The organism is Enterococcus sp. AMC1251, assembly GCF_058216535.1.
The window spans coordinates 2,879,268-2,896,143 of record NZ_CM177098.1 but is presented as its reverse complement, the minus strand read 5'-3'; the positions used below and the strand labels follow the sequence as shown (position 1 = coordinate 2,896,143).

Annotated in this window: 17 protein-coding genes and 1 pseudogene; 15 read left to right on the top strand and 3 right to left on the bottom strand. The window is 33.5% G+C overall.

Annotated features, from left to right (window positions below):
- Positions 1–77: 77 nt before the first annotated feature.
- From AC4BBR_RS13680 to AC4BBR_RS13665, 4 genes are all read left to right on the top strand, one after another.
- A complete protein-coding gene (locus AC4BBR_RS13680) occupies positions 78–764 on the top strand; it encodes an ATP-binding cassette domain-containing protein (RefSeq protein WP_490462128.1) in 687 nt (228 codons plus the stop codon).
- A gap of 22 nt (positions 765–786) precedes the next feature.
- Complete coding sequence (locus AC4BBR_RS13675; protein ID WP_490460058.1) at positions 787–1,116, top strand: PadR family transcriptional regulator; 330 nt, start codon at positions 787–789, stop codon at positions 1,114–1,116.
- A 3-nt stretch (positions 1,117–1,119) separates the two neighbouring features.
- Positions 1,120–1,950: a DUF1700 domain-containing protein gene (locus AC4BBR_RS13670; RefSeq protein WP_490460057.1), complete on the top strand. Its 831-nt coding sequence runs from the start codon at positions 1,120–1,122 to the stop codon at positions 1,948–1,950.
- 115 nt (positions 1,951–2,065) lie between these two features.
- Positions 2,066–2,734: a CPBP family intramembrane glutamic endopeptidase gene (locus AC4BBR_RS13665; protein WP_490460056.1), complete on the top strand. Its 669-nt coding sequence runs from the start codon at positions 2,066–2,068 to the stop codon at positions 2,732–2,734.
- Positions 2,735–2,801: 67 nt separating this feature from the next.
- Here the strand turns inward: AC4BBR_RS13665 and celB are convergent, their stop codons facing one another.
- On the bottom strand, positions 2,802–4,124 hold the full coding sequence (celB, locus tag AC4BBR_RS13660) for a PTS cellobiose transporter subunit IIC (protein WP_490460055.1): 1,323 nt from the start codon (positions 4,122–4,124) through the stop codon (positions 2,802–2,804).
- A 203-nt stretch (positions 4,125–4,327) separates the two neighbouring features.
- The gene (locus AC4BBR_RS13655; RefSeq protein ID WP_490460054.1) at positions 4,328–5,056 is read right to left on the bottom strand and encodes a TraX family protein; all 729 of its coding nucleotides are present in this window, start codon (positions 5,054–5,056) and stop codon (positions 4,328–4,330) included.
- A gap of 380 nt (positions 5,057–5,436) precedes the next feature.
- Here AC4BBR_RS13655 and psiE point away from each other — a divergent pair, with 380 nt between their 5' ends.
- Complete coding sequence (gene psiE / locus AC4BBR_RS13650) at positions 5,437–5,889, top strand: phosphate-starvation-inducible protein PsiE (protein WP_490460053.1); 453 nt, start codon at positions 5,437–5,439, stop codon at positions 5,887–5,889.
- A 79-nt stretch (positions 5,890–5,968) separates the two neighbouring features.
- Here the strand turns inward: psiE and AC4BBR_RS13645 are convergent, their stop codons facing one another.
- Positions 5,969–7,015: a YeiH family protein gene (locus AC4BBR_RS13645; protein ID WP_490460052.1), complete on the bottom strand. Its 1,047-nt coding sequence runs from the start codon at positions 7,013–7,015 to the stop codon at positions 5,969–5,971.
- Positions 7,016–7,125: 110 nt separating this feature from the next.
- Between AC4BBR_RS13645 and AC4BBR_RS13640 the strand changes: the two genes are divergently transcribed.
- The 10 genes and pseudogenes from AC4BBR_RS13640 to fumC all read left to right on the top strand — a co-directional run bounded on the left by AC4BBR_RS13640 (position 7,126) and on the right by fumC (position 16,861).
- Positions 7,126–7,950, top strand: a complete 825-nt coding sequence (locus AC4BBR_RS13640; protein ID WP_490460051.1) for a LysR family transcriptional regulator — start codon at positions 7,126–7,128, stop codon at positions 7,948–7,950.
- A 200-nt stretch (positions 7,951–8,150) separates the two neighbouring features.
- Positions 8,151–8,507: a DUF7006 family protein gene (locus AC4BBR_RS13635; protein WP_490460050.1), complete on the top strand. Its 357-nt coding sequence runs from the start codon at positions 8,151–8,153 to the stop codon at positions 8,505–8,507.
- Positions 8,508–8,728: 221 nt separating this feature from the next.
- Positions 8,729–8,944: pseudogene (locus tag AC4BBR_RS13630) on the top strand (MepB family protein); the annotation flags it as partial.
- A 961-nt stretch (positions 8,945–9,905) separates the two neighbouring features.
- Positions 9,906–10,112 (top strand): hypothetical protein, encoded by a 207-nt coding sequence (locus AC4BBR_RS13625; protein ID WP_490460049.1) that lies wholly within the window; start codon positions 9,906–9,908, stop codon positions 10,110–10,112.
- Positions 10,113–10,251: 139 nt separating this feature from the next.
- On the top strand, positions 10,252–10,926 hold the full coding sequence (gene sapR, locus AC4BBR_RS13620; protein ID WP_490460048.1) for a two-component system response regulator SapR: 675 nt from the start codon (positions 10,252–10,254) through the stop codon (positions 10,924–10,926).
- Between the two features lie 14 nt (positions 10,927–10,940).
- Positions 10,941–11,966: a two-component system sensor histidine kinase SapS gene (gene sapS, locus AC4BBR_RS13615; RefSeq protein ID WP_490460047.1), complete on the top strand. Its 1,026-nt coding sequence runs from the start codon at positions 10,941–10,943 to the stop codon at positions 11,964–11,966.
- Positions 11,967–12,651: 685 nt separating this feature from the next.
- Positions 12,652–12,861 carry a helix-turn-helix transcriptional regulator gene (locus AC4BBR_RS13610; protein ID WP_490460046.1) on the top strand — a complete coding sequence of 70 codons (210 nt, stop codon included), beginning with the start codon at positions 12,652–12,654 and terminating at the stop codon, positions 12,859–12,861.
- 101 nt (positions 12,862–12,962) lie between these two features.
- Entirely contained in the window at positions 12,963–13,838 is an 876-nt protein-coding gene (locus tag AC4BBR_RS13605; protein ID WP_490460045.1) for a GRP family sugar transporter, read from the top strand.
- A 153-nt stretch (positions 13,839–13,991) separates the two neighbouring features.
- A complete protein-coding gene (locus AC4BBR_RS13600; protein ID WP_490460044.1) occupies positions 13,992–15,380 on the top strand; it encodes an amino acid permease in 1,389 nt (462 codons plus the stop codon).
- 116 nt (positions 15,381–15,496) lie between these two features.
- Positions 15,497–16,861, top strand: coding sequence for a class II fumarate hydratase (gene fumC / locus AC4BBR_RS13595; RefSeq protein WP_490460043.1), 1,365 nt, complete (start codon positions 15,497–15,499; stop codon positions 16,859–16,861).
- Positions 16,862–16,876: the final 15 nt, after the last annotated feature.

Genomic DNA, 16,876 nt, shown 5'->3' with positions numbered 1-16,876 from the left:
GTCCATTAACATCTTTAATTAGCTTATTACCAATTAAAAAAAACGCCGAAGTTTATAATCAAAGAGTATATGAATTAATGAATTCTCCAAAATATGATAAATATAAAGATAGACTTGAATTAAGTGATTCAGAATTAAAATATAATAGAGAACTACTTATTGTAAAAAACATGGAGTTGTTTTCGGAAAAGAGAAAAATATTAAATGTAAAAATGTTCTCAATCAATGAAGGAGAATTTTGCAAAATAGAGGGAAATAATGGCAGTGGTAAGAGTCTTTTCTTGAAATCTTTATGTAATATCTATTTAAACTATTCAGGAAAAGTATATATATCAGGGGAATTAGTTGATAAAGGAAAAACAATAACCAAGATATCAGAAGAAATAGTGTACGTATCAAATGATCAGGGGTTTATTTTTAATTCTATTTCGAAAGAGTTAGAAGAACTAAGTGAATCATTAGATTATGTAGATATGGAAAAAGCTTTGAGAACGGTAAATATGTTGGGGAGAGAAAAAGATTTCTCATTTAGTACAGGAGAATACCAACGCATGAGAATTGCCAGAGCTTTGATAAAAAAACAAAAAATACTAATCCTAGATGAAATTTTTTCCAATATTGATTTTGAAATGACAAGTACAATACTATCTCATCTTAGAAGTAATTATCCAGATATGGCACTAATATTTGTGGAACATCATTTTCTTGCTGAAGATTTCGATTATACTATTAAGTATATTGAGAATGAAATTTTAATTGAATAACAGTCAAAGGAATGAGAGTCATATGAAGAATATAAGGCAACAATTAAAAAAAGGTGTCTTGGAAATTATTATATTAAAAATTATTTCAATAGAAGATACTTATGGATATAAAATTGTTAAAAAACTAGAAGAATATGAAAATTTAACGATTAAGGAAGGTAGTTTATATCCAATACTTTATAGATTAGAAGATGATCAATTGATTGAAAGTAAATGGTTTGTGAATACAGATAATGGAAAACCAAAAAAATATTATTGTATTACTGAAACTGGTAAAGAAGAATTGGAAAAAATGATAGATGAGTGGTCTATTTTTTCACATGATGTAACTAAATTTTTGGGAGGAGATTAATCTATGGATAAAAAACATGAGTATTTAAATGAATTAGAATATCATTTGTCTCTTTCACCTAAAGCCTGCAATGAGTTAATCATTGACTTGTTGGAACGAATTGAAGATGAAGAAAAAGAAGGAGTCAATATAGAGGCTATATTAGAGAAAATGGGGACGCCACAAGAATTGGCAAATGAACTGAATGAAACCTATTTTACAGTAAAAGACGTAGAATACTTTGAATACAAGTCCAATAAAGAAAGTAAGTTTCCTTTAGTTCATATTGTAATAAAAAATAAGTTGAATAAAAAAGTTAATAGTAGGTCTAAAATACCCGTTGCTAGAGGAGTCATAGCTTTTGGTAGAAATGCTCAAGGAGTTATATCAATAGGTATATTCTCACAAGGCATAATTAGTTTGGGGTTGATAAGCATGGGAGTTATATCCGGTGGACCGATTTCAATAGGTGTTGTAGCTATGGGGATTTTGGCACTTGGAGGGATTTCAATAGGAACTTTAGCTATAGGAGTAATGGCATTGGGTAATTTTTTGTGTGGGTACTCAACATTTGGGAATATAGTAGTCGGAAAATTTGCCTTTGGTAATATTGTTTCGGGAGATGTTGAAGTTCCTATTGGAAATAACCCATCAATTGAACAACTTATAAATTATTTAAATGAAATTGTTGCTAAAAGTAAGGGCTATCCATTAAGTAATTCATTCTATAAAACTTTACAAAATATTGCTGAACATCCTTCTGTAATTTTACTAGCACTAATAATTATAAGTGCTATTTTACTAGGTGTATATTTTATTTACAGATTTAATTTGAAAAAAGTATATGCGAGGTAGCTCTCTCAAGATTGTTCTCCTAAGCATACTCACAATTCATTTTACTGCGTTGTCCAAGTTTGATATGATAAGAGTAGTTAGAAAAATTTATTCAATAAAAAGGAGAGTAAAAAAAATGGGGTATATTAAAAAGTTTTTTATTTTAGTTGGTTTATTTTTAGTAAGTCAGATAGGTATGACTGTATTTACAGTGTCAAAAACGCTTTCTCTAGGCATGGGAGAAAAAAAATTATCGTTACTTGTATCAATTATTTTAATCTTGATTGTGATTGGAAATATTTGGTTACTAGTTTTTTTAGGAAAGAAATTAGGTTTTTTAAATTTAAAAATGGATTTTTTTACTAAGAAAAATGTCGGGATCATTGTCGGTGGTTATATTTTGGCAAGAGTGATTGCCATTGGGGGAACGCTTTTGTTAAATACTCAAGGAACAGAGACAACAGCGAATGATGCTGTGATTCAAACGATATTTACTGGTGAAAATCCTTTGTTGATCATATTGTTGATTGGTATTTCAGCACCAATTATGGAAGAAATTGTGTTTAGAGGCGGTATTATTGGTTATTGGTTGGAACGATTTCCGATAGTTGCCATTGCACTTAGTTCGATTTCATTTGGTTTGATCCATGGACCAACCGATCTAATCAGTTTTTTGATTTATATTTTGATGGGCTTGGTTTTTTCTATGGCTTATTATAAGACTCAACGTATAGAAGTTAGCATGTCAATTCACTTTTTAAACAATATTTTAGCGGCAATCGTGCTCGCTTTTGGTAGTATTTAATACAATACAAAAAGTGAAAAGCGAAAAATCGATAGTTGATTTTTCGCTTTTTTTAGTTATTGTTAGACTAAGTTTTCTCGGCAATCTCTGCTTTAACTTCCGTGTCATAAGCTGTTTCACCTTCTATCTCAATCTTATAGGCTTTTAAATCTTCCATTTTAAAGAATGGATAATACAACCCAAAGCTCAAGAAAATCTGAACGATTTGCAAAACAGCGCCACGCCAACCGCTGACCATTAAGCCAGCAATTATTGGTGGCATGGTCCATGGTAAATTCACACCGTTAGCCAGTGGAACAAGACCAGTAGCCATCGCTGTATAGGCTAAAAGGCACATCAAAAGTGGTGCTATGACAAAGGGAATCAGCATCATTGGATTCAGCACGATTGGAATACCAAAAACTAAAGGTTCGTTGATATTAAAAATTGCTGGGGCAAAAGATAGCTTTCCTAGTGTTTTAAACTGAGAAGATTTTGCGAAAAATAGGCAAGCTATAGCTAAACCAATGGTTGCACTAGAGCCCCCAAGTTTTACAAAATTACTATAAAATTGGTAGTTTACAATATTTGGTAATTTCTCACCACTAGCAAAAGCTTGAGCATTTTCAACTGTTAGTGCTATCCAAATTGGCTGCATCACAGCACCTACAATGTTCGAACCGTGAATCCCAAAAGACCACAACAGTGCTTCAAATAATAAAATAATCAATGTTGCAGGGAGGGAGCTACCTAAAGCTAAGAGTGGTGTTTGTAGGACTTCAAAAATGAAATTTTGAGCTGTTTCATAAGCTGTGAAGGTAAAACCAATTCGAATCAAATTAAATATGATTACCACAAAAAAGCCTGGAATTAAAGCTGAAAAAGATTTTGCAACATTAGAAGGAACAGAATCAGGCATTTTGATCGTCCAACCTTTTTGCACCACCCAACGGAAAATTTCAGCCGCTAGAATTGCTGTGATCATGCCGACAAATAAACCAGAAGCACCAAAGTTACCTAATGGTAAAAACGAACCAGTATCAGTGATTGTAATTGGTGTTAAGACCAAAAATGCAACAAGAGCAATTGCTTGAATAGAACTTCGATCCACTGAATAATATTTTGCCATTTCACTAGAGATTCCTAAAATAACAAATAAGGTCATGGCATTCATCGTCATATCATTTACCTGCAAAAATAGCGACATCCAATTATCACCCAAAACAGATTTCATAAAATTAGTATACGGTTCTAACGGTAATTGTGTGACTAATAAAAACATAGAGCCAATGATTAATAAGGGCATGGCGACAAAGAAACCATTTTTGATTGCTGAAAGATAACGGTTAGAATCAAGCTTATAAGCAATTGGTCCTAATTTAGCTTGTAACTTATCTAAGAAAGTGTTCATATTATGCTCCTCCTTTATTTTTGCGAAAAAATGGAAACCCTTACATTTTTGTTGATAAAATAATTTCTTAAGTTTTGCAAGAAAAGCGAGTGACGGTTAAATTCATTTTATATTATACATTTACTAAAATCAATACACTGGAATCAATTTCTTTAGATAAAATTCTGAGTTAATCTTGCTTGTTATTTAAGACAACAAACCGATTACAACATTCCACGTATTAAGATGAGTATGACCATGTGCAATGGATAGAACAAATAAAATCCCCATTTGACCCAATTTGAAGAATAGCCACGTTCACCGTTGTAATTTGAAAGCAAAGGAATCGTTACCAAAATACCAAAAACAGAAATTAATTCATACCAAGGAACTGAACTAGGCGAAATAAGGTAAGCAATTAATAGGAATGAAAATACGAATAAAGTTGCGTAAACTGGAGGGATAATTTTCTTCCATTTAACAGTTTTAATACGGTAAAAACCAAAAATAATCAAAACACCAATTAAAGTCCAGTCAGACATAATTGTGGCGAATGAAAAGATAATAACTAATACCACGTGAATGAATTTACTTGCGGTTTTATCATATAAAGAAATTAAAATAAGTCCCATCAAAAGAGTGAAAAAAATATTATTGACAAGCTCCAGTAGACTGAAACTGTGCTCTGGATGAAATAAGGCATGGAAAGGATAAATTGAAATAATCCAGAAAAATGTCAATCGGGCTGCATATTTTTTGATATTTCGTGTATAATAAAAACCTTCAACTAATAAATAGGCCATTATAGGAAAAGTGAGTTTACCAATGAACGCTGTAAAGAAAAATAATTGATCTGAATACTTGATTATATCCAAGCCACTACCTACATGGTTGAGTAACATAGCCACGATGGCGATAACTTTTAAGTGAAAAGCATTTAATTTTATGTCCATAGATTAATTCCTCCGAATGTTCTAATAATAAAATAACATAAGTTATTTCTAGGGGTAATCGGACTTTAGTTGTATTTTTTGCTAAATCATTTTAGATTAATTCCGTGAAAAAAGATCCAGAGTAAGAGGAGAATGTAGCTTTCTTTTAAGTTTAGATTTTTACATCGCATTAAAAAAATGTTATATTATTCTTATAGGAAAAGAATAGCGAATGTTTTAGATAGACTGATGTAACAGTTTTGTACTAACTGACTTCATGGGCTAGCTCTTCTTAAAAAAGATAAAAATGGAAAGTGACGAAAAGCGACACAGTCAATTTTTCCTGTTTTTCAGTCAGAGCCAAACGAGCCCACTATGCTTTTAAATTTAGGAGGAAAAAAATGAAAGAGGAACAGAGATTTGGAATTATGAAAAAATATGTCAATTGGGTTTTGGACATTGTTTTAGGAGTACTTGCCCTACTTATTTTGATTTTTATGATTCGTCAATTGTTTGATATTGGTACATTTATTAATAAACCAATGACGCCTAAAAACTTATCTGTCGTTATGCAGGAAGTTGTGGCATTTTTCATGTTATTTGAGTTTATTATGATGGTGATTCGCTATATTCAAGAAGGTCACCATATTCCAATAAGGTATTTAATACTGATTTGTATTACAGCAATTTTAAGACAGTTAATGGTATTGCATGGCGATGCAGTTCAAACATTACTATTATCTGTATCAATTTTATCTCTGGTAATTGTATTGTTTGTGCTAAATTTAAGTGGAAATAAATCATATGCTGGGTTTAAATCTCGTGTGGATGAGAATCAACAAACAGATAAATAATAGTGGAAGAACATACTAAGACTAGAGGGGGAACTTATCCATCGATAAGTTCCCCCTCTAGTCTTAGTATGTTTTTTAGTTAAATTCTCAATAAAGAAATCAGTGCAATAGCCAAAATAATTTGAACGAGTCCGACAGACAACCCATAAATCAAGAAGCGTTTCCCTTCTTTGAAAAATTTTTGAAAATCTAAGCGTAAACCGATGGCAGCTAAAGCAGTGATTTCAAACCAACCACTAAAGAAGTGAGCCGTTTCACTTAGTTCTACTGGTAACTGAACTAGACTATTTATAACACAAAACAAAACAAATCCCACCACATACCAAGGTAAAGCGGAGTTCTTTTTCTTAGGTGTTATTTCTACAGTTGAGGAAACCTCAGATTTTTGCTGTTTGAATCTACCAAAAAGGTAAACGACGATTACAAGTAACATAATCCTCATGATTTTAAACAACATAGCAAGCTCTACGACTTGTCCACTAACCATACTTGCGCTTGCTACGACTTGTCCGACAGACTGTAGTGTTCCGCCAATCAAGGCACTTTTTGCTAAAATATCACTGCCATAAATAAGAGAGCCGATAAGAGGTAATAACAACATCAAAATTGTTCCTAGCAAATTGACTAATGTAATGATTTGTCCCTTTTCATCTTCTTTTGCTTGAATGGCAGGTGCGATCGAAGCAATTGCAGAGGAACCACAGACCGCATTTCCGCCAGCCATCAGTAGAGACATATTATCTGAAAACAGCATTTTTTTACCAAGCATATAAGAAGTTAAGATTGTCAAAGTCATTTGTGAAAAAACAAAAATTCCGCCTTTGATTCCGATTTGAGAAATGGTTTGAAACGTAACGGTGGCACCCAATAACACAACGGAAAATTCTAACAGCTTGCTTTCAGCTATTTTAGTTCCTTTTTCTAAAATTGGATTTTTCAAAAAAGTGTTGCCCAGTAAAATTCCCAATAAAATAGCAATTGTTGCAGCACCTATTGTTGGTAACCAAATTGCTGCGACTTTACTAATAATTGCTACAATAAAAGCTGTAATCAGTCCAGGTAAAATGATCCCGATTTTTGTTAAATAAAAGTATCTTGCTTTGTGATTTTTCACTGAATCAACCATCCTCTTTCCTTGATTATCTACTTATAAACTCAGTATAACGAAATAATTTGCATTTGAGAAATAAATAGTTAAAATGATATCTATAACTAAAACGAATGGAAAGGCTCTCTATGTTTAAATTACTGAAAACATTTCGTATTGTTTATGAAACAAAAAACTTTTCAAAGGCAGCGGATCAATTATTTATTTCCCAACCCGCCGTTTCTAACCAGGTCAAACAATTGGAAGAAGAGCTTGGTATCCAGCTATTTATTCGAAATGGACGGCAAGAAGTTCTTACGACAAAGCCCGCCGATATTTTATACGATCACTTACTTAATCTGTCAGATGATTGGGAAGATACCTTACAAGCTTTGAAAATACAGGAAACGCCGAGAGAAACTTGTAAAATTATTTCTTCTAATACATTTGCGGTTTATTATTTGCCAGAATTGCTGGAGCAATTGACTCAGCAATTTCATCAAGTTTCGTTTGTATTAGATATGGATAATTCTGAGCAAGTATTAGATAAAATCGAAAAGCATCAAGCACATTTTGGATTTATCGAAAAACCTTTAAGAACAACCCCGATTATTCGAAAAGAAATTTTATCTGATGAGTTAGTTCATGTTGGTGATTTTTCTGAAGAGTTATGGTTGGTTCGGGAAGAAAATTCTGGTGTTTTTCATTATACAGAACGCTATTTTTTAGAACATAATTTGATCCCCAAAAAAATGATCGTGAAAAATAATGAAATGATCGTTAAATGTTTGGAGCAAGGAATCGGTCAATCAATCCTATCGAAGAAAGCACTTACTTCCGGGATGGAATGGCATCCTCTAAGTCAAGAATATCAAAGAAGTTTTTATTTTATTAAAAGCCAACATATCGAATCTGTTCAATTACGTGAAATCGACTTGTACATCAATCAATACTATTGGAAAAAATCTTTTTAAAATATTAAAGTAGTAAAAAGTATAAAAAATAAATAATATATCATTTTTATGCAAAAAAAATATAGTTTTTGATGGAAAAAGTGAGATCATTTGTGCTATCTTAATAAGAGATATTCGATAAGGAAAATGAAATTGATTAATCAGGGATTTTCTAGAGGTAAGATTCTTAGAATGGTTGTTAAGTATTAGGAGGAAATAGTATGGAAGCATTTTTATGGAACATTCAGTTAAAAGAATATGTCGAAAAAGTAGACCCAACCATCAAAATTGATCAGGAGTTTATCGACTATTATCAGGATTTAGCAATGGAAGCCAATCAATTAGTTAAATGTGTAGATTCTACTACATTGGCTTTAACTTTACCCAAATTGATGGCAATAGATGAAAAGTGTACGCTGGTCATTTTCTATATCTTTAATGGACATGCTTTGGAAAATGATACAGCACTTGATACGATTCGCTTAATTGAACGAGAATACAAGAAAACACATAGAGAAAAATATATTTTTGATATGCCGGAGTATGAAACGTGGTCGATTTCTCAAAGAATTATCTGATTGAGATATCTATCATTACATAAGTCTGATGAAGAATAATAGAGGTATCATAATGGGATCAGTGGATTATTTATCAAAGATCTTAAAAAAATCAGTGAGTATCCTACAGAAGATTTCAAGGTGAAACAACAAAATTAGGAATATGAAGGAACAATATTTGTTATAGGAAATCATGCCTTTTGAAGTAGAAAGGCAAAAGTAACACCTAAAAACGTGAATACTTTGTTATATTTTGGGGAAAAGATAAAGCAAATAAAAATGAACCATATCATTTTAATTCAGTATCAGAAAAATTAATTATTACCATACTCGATCATGAAACGATCGGTCAATTTGTATTTCCAAAAAAGATTTTAGCAGAGCAAAAGATTTCAAATAATGGAACAAGTAACAGCAAGATGACACTATCTATATTCCTTGATTGGATAATCGAATAGAGAAGCTGCAATAAAAGTGAGTCATTCAGAGCAATTAAAAAAACTGGAAATAAGCATCATTGCTTATTTCCAGCCCTAATAGTCATCAATAAAGAAAATACAAACAATGATATTCATATAAAAGGAAGTATTGAAAAAAGGTTACATTGGTTTTGATCATTGTTATTTCTTAAAGAATACTTGGGAGTAGTAATTGACTATTAGTTTTTAAGATCACTGCTTACTCTTTAAATCATCCAGGAGAATGGGTAAAAGCTGGTTGGGATCAGCTTTAAATTTAGTCAATGGTTGGCTGACAATTATAATTTATGATCTAAAAAGTAAGCAAGTGTTCTTTTAGATAGAAACGAATACACAAAAAAATGGCGTTGGACACACATCCAACGCCATTGTAAGTTCAATAAATAAGCATAAACATATCCAAGTCAGAAAAAACTAGTATAAACCTCTAGAAATTTCTATCAAAATTGAGTAAAATGGAAGATGTCAATGTATAAGTATTGGCTTAAGCAACTTGATTGGTCAGGTGTTCACTGACTGTTCAGGGCTTCATGGTTTAGTTGGTAGCTAAACTATGAAGTGCTTTTTTTTATCTTATTCGTTTCTATCTAACATTCATTTTATAGGAAAACCCTTTTAGGGTCAATAAAGTGTTGGAAAAAAATTACGTGAATCGAAGGATTATTGTTTTTTTAGTGTAAGTTGTCTATTTCTTTAAAAGAAAAATAACGCTATTAGGAGTATTTTAGACTAAAAATAAAAAAAGGTAGAAGTACAAGTAAATCCAAATAAATTGCTAGATTTGAGTAAATAAGGCAATGAATTGATCGTATAGAAATTATTTTTTTCAAAATTTTTATGCATCAAAAAATAAGTGATTCTTTTCTTTAAAAAAGGGTCTGATTATCGTAAAATGTAAGAGTATACAAAAATATGAAAGTCGTTGCGGAGAGAAAAAATAGTGGTAGAATTAGTTATAATGCTGACAATTTTTACATATGGTAGTAATTTTATTTTGTATCTGATTCTTAGAACAAAAGAAGAGATCCAAGGAATCGAAAAATTATCGATCTTTTTTGGTGTGAATATGACGATTTTACTTTTGGATGGTATCTTTTTGTTTATTGGAAAAGCAATCGAAAATAGTGGCATTGCTATTTTAGAGTAAATTTTGAAAGAGTGAAGAAAGCGGATTTTGGTTTTACTTCATTCTTTTTTTTCTATTAAAAATTCAGCTAAAAGTCCTATATGAATGACGAAGTTTTTCTGATAAGGTACAATAGTAATAAACAACTGGAGGGAAAACGATGGCAAAAATCATGGTTATAGAAGATGAGACAACGATTCGTGAGCTAATCAGCGAAGAATTGCAGAAATGGCAGTTTGACACATTTGGAACGACGGATTTTAACAATGTTTTAGAAGATTTTCAGCGAGAAGATCCGCAACTGGTTTTGTTGGATATCAATCTTCCTGTTTTTGACGGTTACTATTGGTGTCAGAAGATCCGTGAAATTTCTAAAATTCCGATCATTTTTATCTCCAGCCGGAATACTAACATGGATATGATCATGGCGATGAACATGGGCGCTGATGATTTTGTTACGAAACCATTTCAAATCGATGTGCTGATTGCAAAAATCAATGCCTTGCTACGTCGCTCATACAATTATTCAGAAGTTGGCAGTGAGATTATGTCTCATAATGGAATTACGTTAAACGTTGATAATGGCAGTATGGAAATTAATGGAGTAGTGATCGACTTAAGCAAAAATGAGTATCGTTTACTGTATATTTTAATCAAGAAGCATGGAAAAATTTTAACGAGAGAGAAATTATTACGTGCTTTGTGGGAAGATGAACGTTTTGTAGATGACAATACGTTGACCGTCAATATCAATCGCTTGAGAAAAAAAATTGAACTGGCTGGTCTTGAAGGTTACATCGAAACTAAAGTTGGGCAAGGGTATATCGTTCCATAGAATAGGAGAATAAATTGACAATTTATAAATATTTAAAAGATCATTGGCTTCTATTAATTGGCTGGTTATTTTTTATTGGAGTGACGTGTTTTATTTTATGGCTATCTCCGGATATGGTTGTGAATCTTTCGGTAATGGGTTATTTGGTATTATTGCAGGGCTTATTTTTGCTTCTTTTTTTAGCAATCGATTATTCATTAAAAAAAAGTTGGTGGCGTTCCTTGGACATTAGCGAACAGCCTCCTTCTTTAGAGGAATATTTAAGTAAGGCTTCAAGCTCAGAGGAAATGTTAGTCCAGAATTACATCAATGGCTTGTTAGTCGAACATCAGCAAATTATGCAACAAGCGATTAATAATCAACAGGATCAAAAAGATTATATCGATTCATGGGTTCATGAAATCAAAGTCCCTTTAGCTGCTGTGAATTTGATTTTACAATCAATCGAAGATGATATTTCAGAAAAGAAGTATTATTTAGTTGAAAACGAGTTAGGAAAAATAGATGAATATGTAGAGCAGGTTCTTTATTATGCTCGGTTGGACAGTTTTTCTAGAGATTATTTGATTCAGGAATATTCGTTGAAAGAAATTGTTCAGTCTGTGATTCGTACGCAGGGAAATTATTTTATTCAAAAGAATCTGCGTTTTTCATTTGAAGGAAATGACCAACTCGTGTTAACAGATGCAAAGTGGGTTGCCTTTATTTTTAAACAATTAGTGAGTAATGCGATTAAGTATACTCCGGTAAGTGGTGAAATCACTGTTCGTTTTTCACGAACAAAAGAAGGCGTTTGGTTGTTTTTGGAAGATACCGGAATCGGTATTCCAAAAGAAGATCAACGACGTATTTTTGACAAAGGATTTACGGGAGAAAATGGTCGAACGAGTGAACAGCACTCAACAGGTTTAGGTTTATATTTAGCGAAAAGTCTTGCTGATAAGTTAGGTCATCAATTAACGATAGAATCAGTTGAAGGAGAGGGAACAACGATGAAGCTATTATTCCCGTTTTTGAGTTATTTTAATGAGAAAAGATAGACGGTAGCGTTGTACTAACAATAGGAAACTTGTATAGACAATTTATGTTGTCTATGTAAGGCTTCATCAGCAGTTTGTCGCCAGTTAGTCAAGTGTCAATTTATTTTAATATTTTATTGCGCTAAGGATGTATGAAAAAATACGAACGCACAATCTGATTTTCCTCGTAATCCTGATTAAATTATATTAACAACAGCGTCCTTATATATTAAGAAAAATGAAAAGTTTATTTACCGATTAAATGCTATTTATTTAAAAATACGCTAATTTTCATGAATGAGAGTTGATGTGGTTGGAACAAGAGTTTAACTCCAAAAAAACAAGTGGGTACTGTGCAACGTCAGTTCATTCTATTCACTGTGTTTTACAACAATGACAGCTGATTTTCGATCACATCAAATTCTAAGTGCTAAAGCACTAAGATTTGAAAGCTTCGGAAATAAATGCTTTTGTTCCAATCTCTCTGTTTAAAATTATTGACAAGTTTACTTGTCGATTTTTTTTTAACAATTATTAAAGGAGAGAACTATGAACAAAGAAGTAATGTTGGGGGAAGTGCGTAATTCAAGTAGTCAAGAAGGTGTAGAGCAATAAAGTATTTTTTAAGACAAATTATGGAGGACTGATCTTTTCGCTCGTAATCGTTTTTTTTGATCTATCCTTTACAAGGACGTGGTAATAGGTCGTGGATGAAGAATTAAAGTTTAAAAATCATTTGAAAACCATAAGAAAAGCTAAGTGTTTATCTCAAGTACAATTAACACAACTAGTAGGTGCTTCCCATAATACAATTAGTTCTATAGAAACAGGTCTGTTCAATCCAACGGCTAAGCTAACCCTCGTATTATGTATCGCTCTTGATAAAAAGTTTGAAGATATAGTTTATTTCGATTAAAAAAATAGCTTGTCTTTCTATTATTTCTTTTCATTTTTTATTGTACAGCTTGTTGCTTTATTGTTAGACTAAACCTATCATATTTTTGATAGGAGTATATTATGGAGATAATAGTGGCTTTGATTCCGATGTTTGCATGGGGGAGCATCGCTCTTTTTAGCGGGAAAATAGGCGGTAGCGCAAATCAGCAGACGCTTGGGATGACCATAGGTGCGTTGATCTTTTCGGTTATAGTCTTTTTTATTGAGCAGCCAGTAATTACTAGTGAAATGATCGCAATTGGTGTTTTGTCTGGTTTATTTTGGAGTGTTGGACAAAACCAACAATTTCATGGCATGAAGTATTTAGGGGTATCTGTAGGGTTGCCTGTTTCAACTGGAATGCAGTTGATCGTCAATACGATTGCGGGAGCTGTATTTTTTCATGAATGGAAAGGAAGTAGAGATTTTCTTTTAGGCTTTATTGCTCTAGGCTTGTTGGTGCTAGGTGCTTATTTAACAACTCGACAAGATGATGATAGTAGTGCAAAAATAAGTAATAAGATCTTTGATTTTAACAAAGGGTTGCGTGTGTTGGTCGCTTCAACGATCGGTTATGGAGCGTATACAATTATTATTAATGCGGCTGGTCTCGATCCAATGGGAATCATTTTACCTCAGAGTATTGGGATGGTAATAGGTGCTAGCTTCTTTGCATTTAAAAAGGTTAAATTGGATCGTTATGTTTGGCGAAATATGAGCTGTGGATTTTTATGGGGGTTAGGAAATGTTTGTATGTTGATGACGATGCGCCAAATTGGTTTGGCAATTAGTTTTTCATTGTCTCAAATGGGGATTATCATCTCAACGTTAGGGGGAATTTACTTACTTGGCGAGCGCAAGTCTAAAAAACAAATGAGATCTGTTGTTATTGGTTGCTTATTCGTTATTTTAGGTGGTATTCTTTTAGGGTATATGAAGAGCGTGGGACAAAACTGAAAATCAGTTTTGTTTCGCGCTTTAAATCCGAATAAACGGCGAGAAAAAAGCAGTTTATTCGGAAATAAGCTTTTGTCTCGGTCTCTATTTTTATGAGGGGATTTTTGCAATTATTAGAACTAGAAAATGGATTGATTTATTGGAGGAAAAGAAATGTCGATGTTTCGAAAAAAAGAGCTGACGGCTGTATCGAGTGAGCCAAGTTCAATGAAAAAAGAGTTAAAAACAATGGATCTGATTATGCTTGGAATCGGTGCAATTGTTGGAACAGGAATTTTTGTAGTGACAGGGGTTGCGGCTGAACAATATGCAGGGCCTGCGTTGTCATTGTCATTTTTAGTTGCTGCAGGAGCAATTATTTTAGCTGGTTTATGTTATGCAGAGTTTGCATCAAGAATTCCGGCAATTGGCGGACCATACGCCTATATGTATGTTGTATTTGGCGAACTTGTTGCTTGGATGACTGGGTGGTTAGTGATTTGTGAATTCTTTCTAGCGGTATCTTCTGTGGCTTCTGGCTGGTCTGGTTATGTTCATGGATTTTTAAACAGCCTTGGGATTGATTTGCCTAGAGCTTTAAGCGGTGCGTATAATCCAGAGAAGGGTACATATGTTGATTTGATTGCTATGTTGGTTCTCTTAGCTGTTACATTTTGGGTATCATTAGAAACGAAAACTGCTTTGCGTTTGAATAATGTGATGGTTTTTGTTAAATTTGGCATTATTGCACTGTTTTTAGTGGTCGGTATTTTTTATGTGAAACCTACGAACTGGGAACCGTTTATGCCTTTTGGCTTTTCAGGTGTAGTAAGTGGAGCTGCTGTGGTTTTCTTTGCTTTTTTAGGCTTTGATGCAGTGAGTATGACAGCGGAAGAAGTGAAGAATCCGCAAAAGGATATCCCGAAAGGAATTATTGGATCGATTATCATAGCCACTGTTTTGTATGTGATCGTAACGCTGATTTTAACAGGGATTGTGCCGTTTGATGTGCTTGGCGTGAAAGATCCTGTGGCTTTTGCTATGCGTTTTGTTCATCGCGATGGTGTAGCGGCGGTGATTTCAGTTGGAGCGATTTTAACGTTATTGACTGTAACTATTTCAATGATGTACAGTTTAGCTAGAATTATCTATGCGATTAGTAAAGATGGCTTGCTGCCAAAATTTATGAGTAAAATCGATGAAAAAAATCGAACGCCGAAAAACGCAACGTATGTAGCGGGTATTTGTACAATGATTTTTGCTGGATTAGTACCGATGGAGCTTTTAGCTGAGCTGACGAATATTGTGACCTTGATGTATTTAATCGTGATGGCGATTGGCATTATCCGATTGAGAAAAGTAGCAGGGGATCCTAAACCAGGAGAATTTAAAATTCCATTTGTCCCGTTTGTTCCAATTTTACTCGTCATCGTTAGTATTGGTTTGATGCTACAATTACAGTCGGCAACTTGGAAAGCGTTCGCCATAGCATTAGTATTAGGATTTGTTATTTATTTTGCTTACGGTTATAAACATAGTAATGAAGGTAAAATTGAAAATTAAAGGGAAAAATCAGTGATCGTAAGGATTGCTGTTTTTTTATGAAAAAATTTGATTGTAAATTTTGATTGGTTTAAAGTATAGTGATAGTAAATGAAGAAAAAGTGAGGATCAAAAGAATGTCATATCGTATCGAACAAGATTCTATGGGAGAGGTTCAAGTCCCTAAAAAAGCACTTTGGGGAGCACAGACTGAACGCAGCCGAAAAAATTTCAATATCGGTATAGAAAAAATGCCTATGGCTCTGATTCAAGCACTGGCACTTGTGAAAAAGAGTGCTGCAAAAGCTAATGAAGCAACTGGGAAATTAGAAGCAACGATTAGCCAAGCGATTCAAAATGCAGCAGATAAAATCATTATGGGAGAGGTCAATGATCATTTTCCGTTGTCATTATGGCAAACAGGTAGCGGAACACAAACGAATATGAATGTTAACGAAGTCATTGCTCATTTGGCAGTTGAAATGGGTGTGATGGTTCACCCAAACGATCATGTTAATAGGTCACAAAGCTCAAATGATGTTTTCCCGACTGCCATTCATCTGGCAGCAGTACAGTTGATTGAACAGCAGTTATTTCCTGTGATAAAACAAATGATTCAAACTTTTCAAAGGCTTGAAAAAGAGAATGAGAAGATTGTGAAAGTTGGTAGAACTCATTTACAAGATGCAACACCAGTGACGTTTGCGCAAGAAATCAGCGGTTGGCGTTTTGGGTTGGAACATAATTATGAAATGTTGGAGTCGACCGTAAAAGGGTTGAAAAAATTGGCACTCGGCGGTACAGCTGTGGGAACTGGACTGAATGCTTCGAAAGAATATGTCGACTTTTTCTTTGAGTATTTGAATGAAGACTGTAATAATCAATTTTCAGAAGATCCAAATAAATTCCATGCATTAGCAAATAAAGATGCGATTGTTTTTACTTCTGGAGCGTTAAAAGCGTTAGCGGCAAATGGAATGAAAATAGCAAACGATATTCGTTGGATGGCAAGTGGTCCGCGGAGTGGTTTAGGGGAGATCACGATTCCTGCTAATGAACCGGGCAGTTCTATTATGCCAGGGAAAATAAACCCGACACAATGTGAAGCTATGACTATGATTGCTATACAGGTCATGGGAAATGATACAACAATCGGAATTGGCGCATCACAAGGAAATTTTGAATTAAATGTGTATATGCCGGTGATTGCCTATAATTTGATCCAAAGCATTGAGTTGCTGACGGATGGACTGCGTTCTTTTGATAAAAATTGTTTGAGCGGAATTAAAGCAAATCAGGAAAAAATGAAGCAATATGTTGATCAGTCATTGATGCTTGTAACAGCATTAAATCCTTATATTGGCTATGACAATGGTGCGAAGATTGCTAAAAAAGCGTTCGAAGAAAATACAACGCTAAAGCAGGCGGCTTTAACTTCAGGCTTAGTGACAGAAGAAGAATATGAGCGGTGGGTCAAACCAGAGCAAATGTTAGGGAAATAAATAAGATTAACTTGG

What these genes read in the sequence shown, in the direction of transcription:
- sapR (WP_490460048.1), top strand. Translation starts at nt 10,252, where the DNA reads ATGGCAAAAATCATGGTTATAGAAGATGAGACAACGATTCGTGAGCTA.
- AC4BBR_RS13675 (WP_490460058.1), top strand. Translation starts at nt 787, where the DNA reads ATGAAGAATATAAGGCAACAATTAAAAAAAGGTGTCTTGGAAATTATT.
- AC4BBR_RS13670 (WP_490460057.1), top strand. Translation starts at nt 1,120, where the DNA reads ATGGATAAAAAACATGAGTATTTAAATGAATTAGAATATCATTTGTCT.
- AC4BBR_RS13605 (WP_490460045.1), top strand. Translation starts at nt 12,963, where the DNA reads ATGGAGATAATAGTGGCTTTGATTCCGATGTTTGCATGGGGGAGCATC.
- AC4BBR_RS13600 (WP_490460044.1), top strand. Translation starts at nt 13,992, where the DNA reads ATGTCGATGTTTCGAAAAAAAGAGCTGACGGCTGTATCGAGTGAGCCA.
- AC4BBR_RS13635 (WP_490460050.1), top strand. Translation starts at nt 8,151, where the DNA reads ATGGAAGCATTTTTATGGAACATTCAGTTAAAAGAATATGTCGAAAAA.
- fumC (WP_490460043.1), top strand. Translation starts at nt 15,497, where the DNA reads ATGTCATATCGTATCGAACAAGATTCTATGGGAGAGGTTCAAGTCCCT.
- AC4BBR_RS13680 (WP_490462128.1), top strand. Translation starts at nt 78, where the DNA reads ATGAATTCTCCAAAATATGATAAATATAAAGATAGACTTGAATTAAGT.
- AC4BBR_RS13645 (WP_490460052.1), bottom strand. Translation starts at nt 7,015, where the DNA reads ATGGTTGATTCAGTGAAAAATCACAAAGCAAGATACTTTTATTTAACA.
- AC4BBR_RS13655 (WP_490460054.1), bottom strand. Translation starts at nt 5,056, where the DNA reads ATGGACATAAAATTAAATGCTTTTCACTTAAAAGTTATCGCCATCGTG.
- celB (WP_490460055.1), bottom strand. Translation starts at nt 4,124, where the DNA reads ATGAACACTTTCTTAGATAAGTTACAAGCTAAATTAGGACCAATTGCT.
- AC4BBR_RS13640 (WP_490460051.1), top strand. Translation starts at nt 7,126, where the DNA reads ATGTTTAAATTACTGAAAACATTTCGTATTGTTTATGAAACAAAAAAC.
- psiE (WP_490460053.1), top strand. Translation starts at nt 5,437, where the DNA reads ATGAAAGAGGAACAGAGATTTGGAATTATGAAAAAATATGTCAATTGG.
- AC4BBR_RS13665 (WP_490460056.1), top strand. Translation starts at nt 2,066, where the DNA reads ATGGGGTATATTAAAAAGTTTTTTATTTTAGTTGGTTTATTTTTAGTA.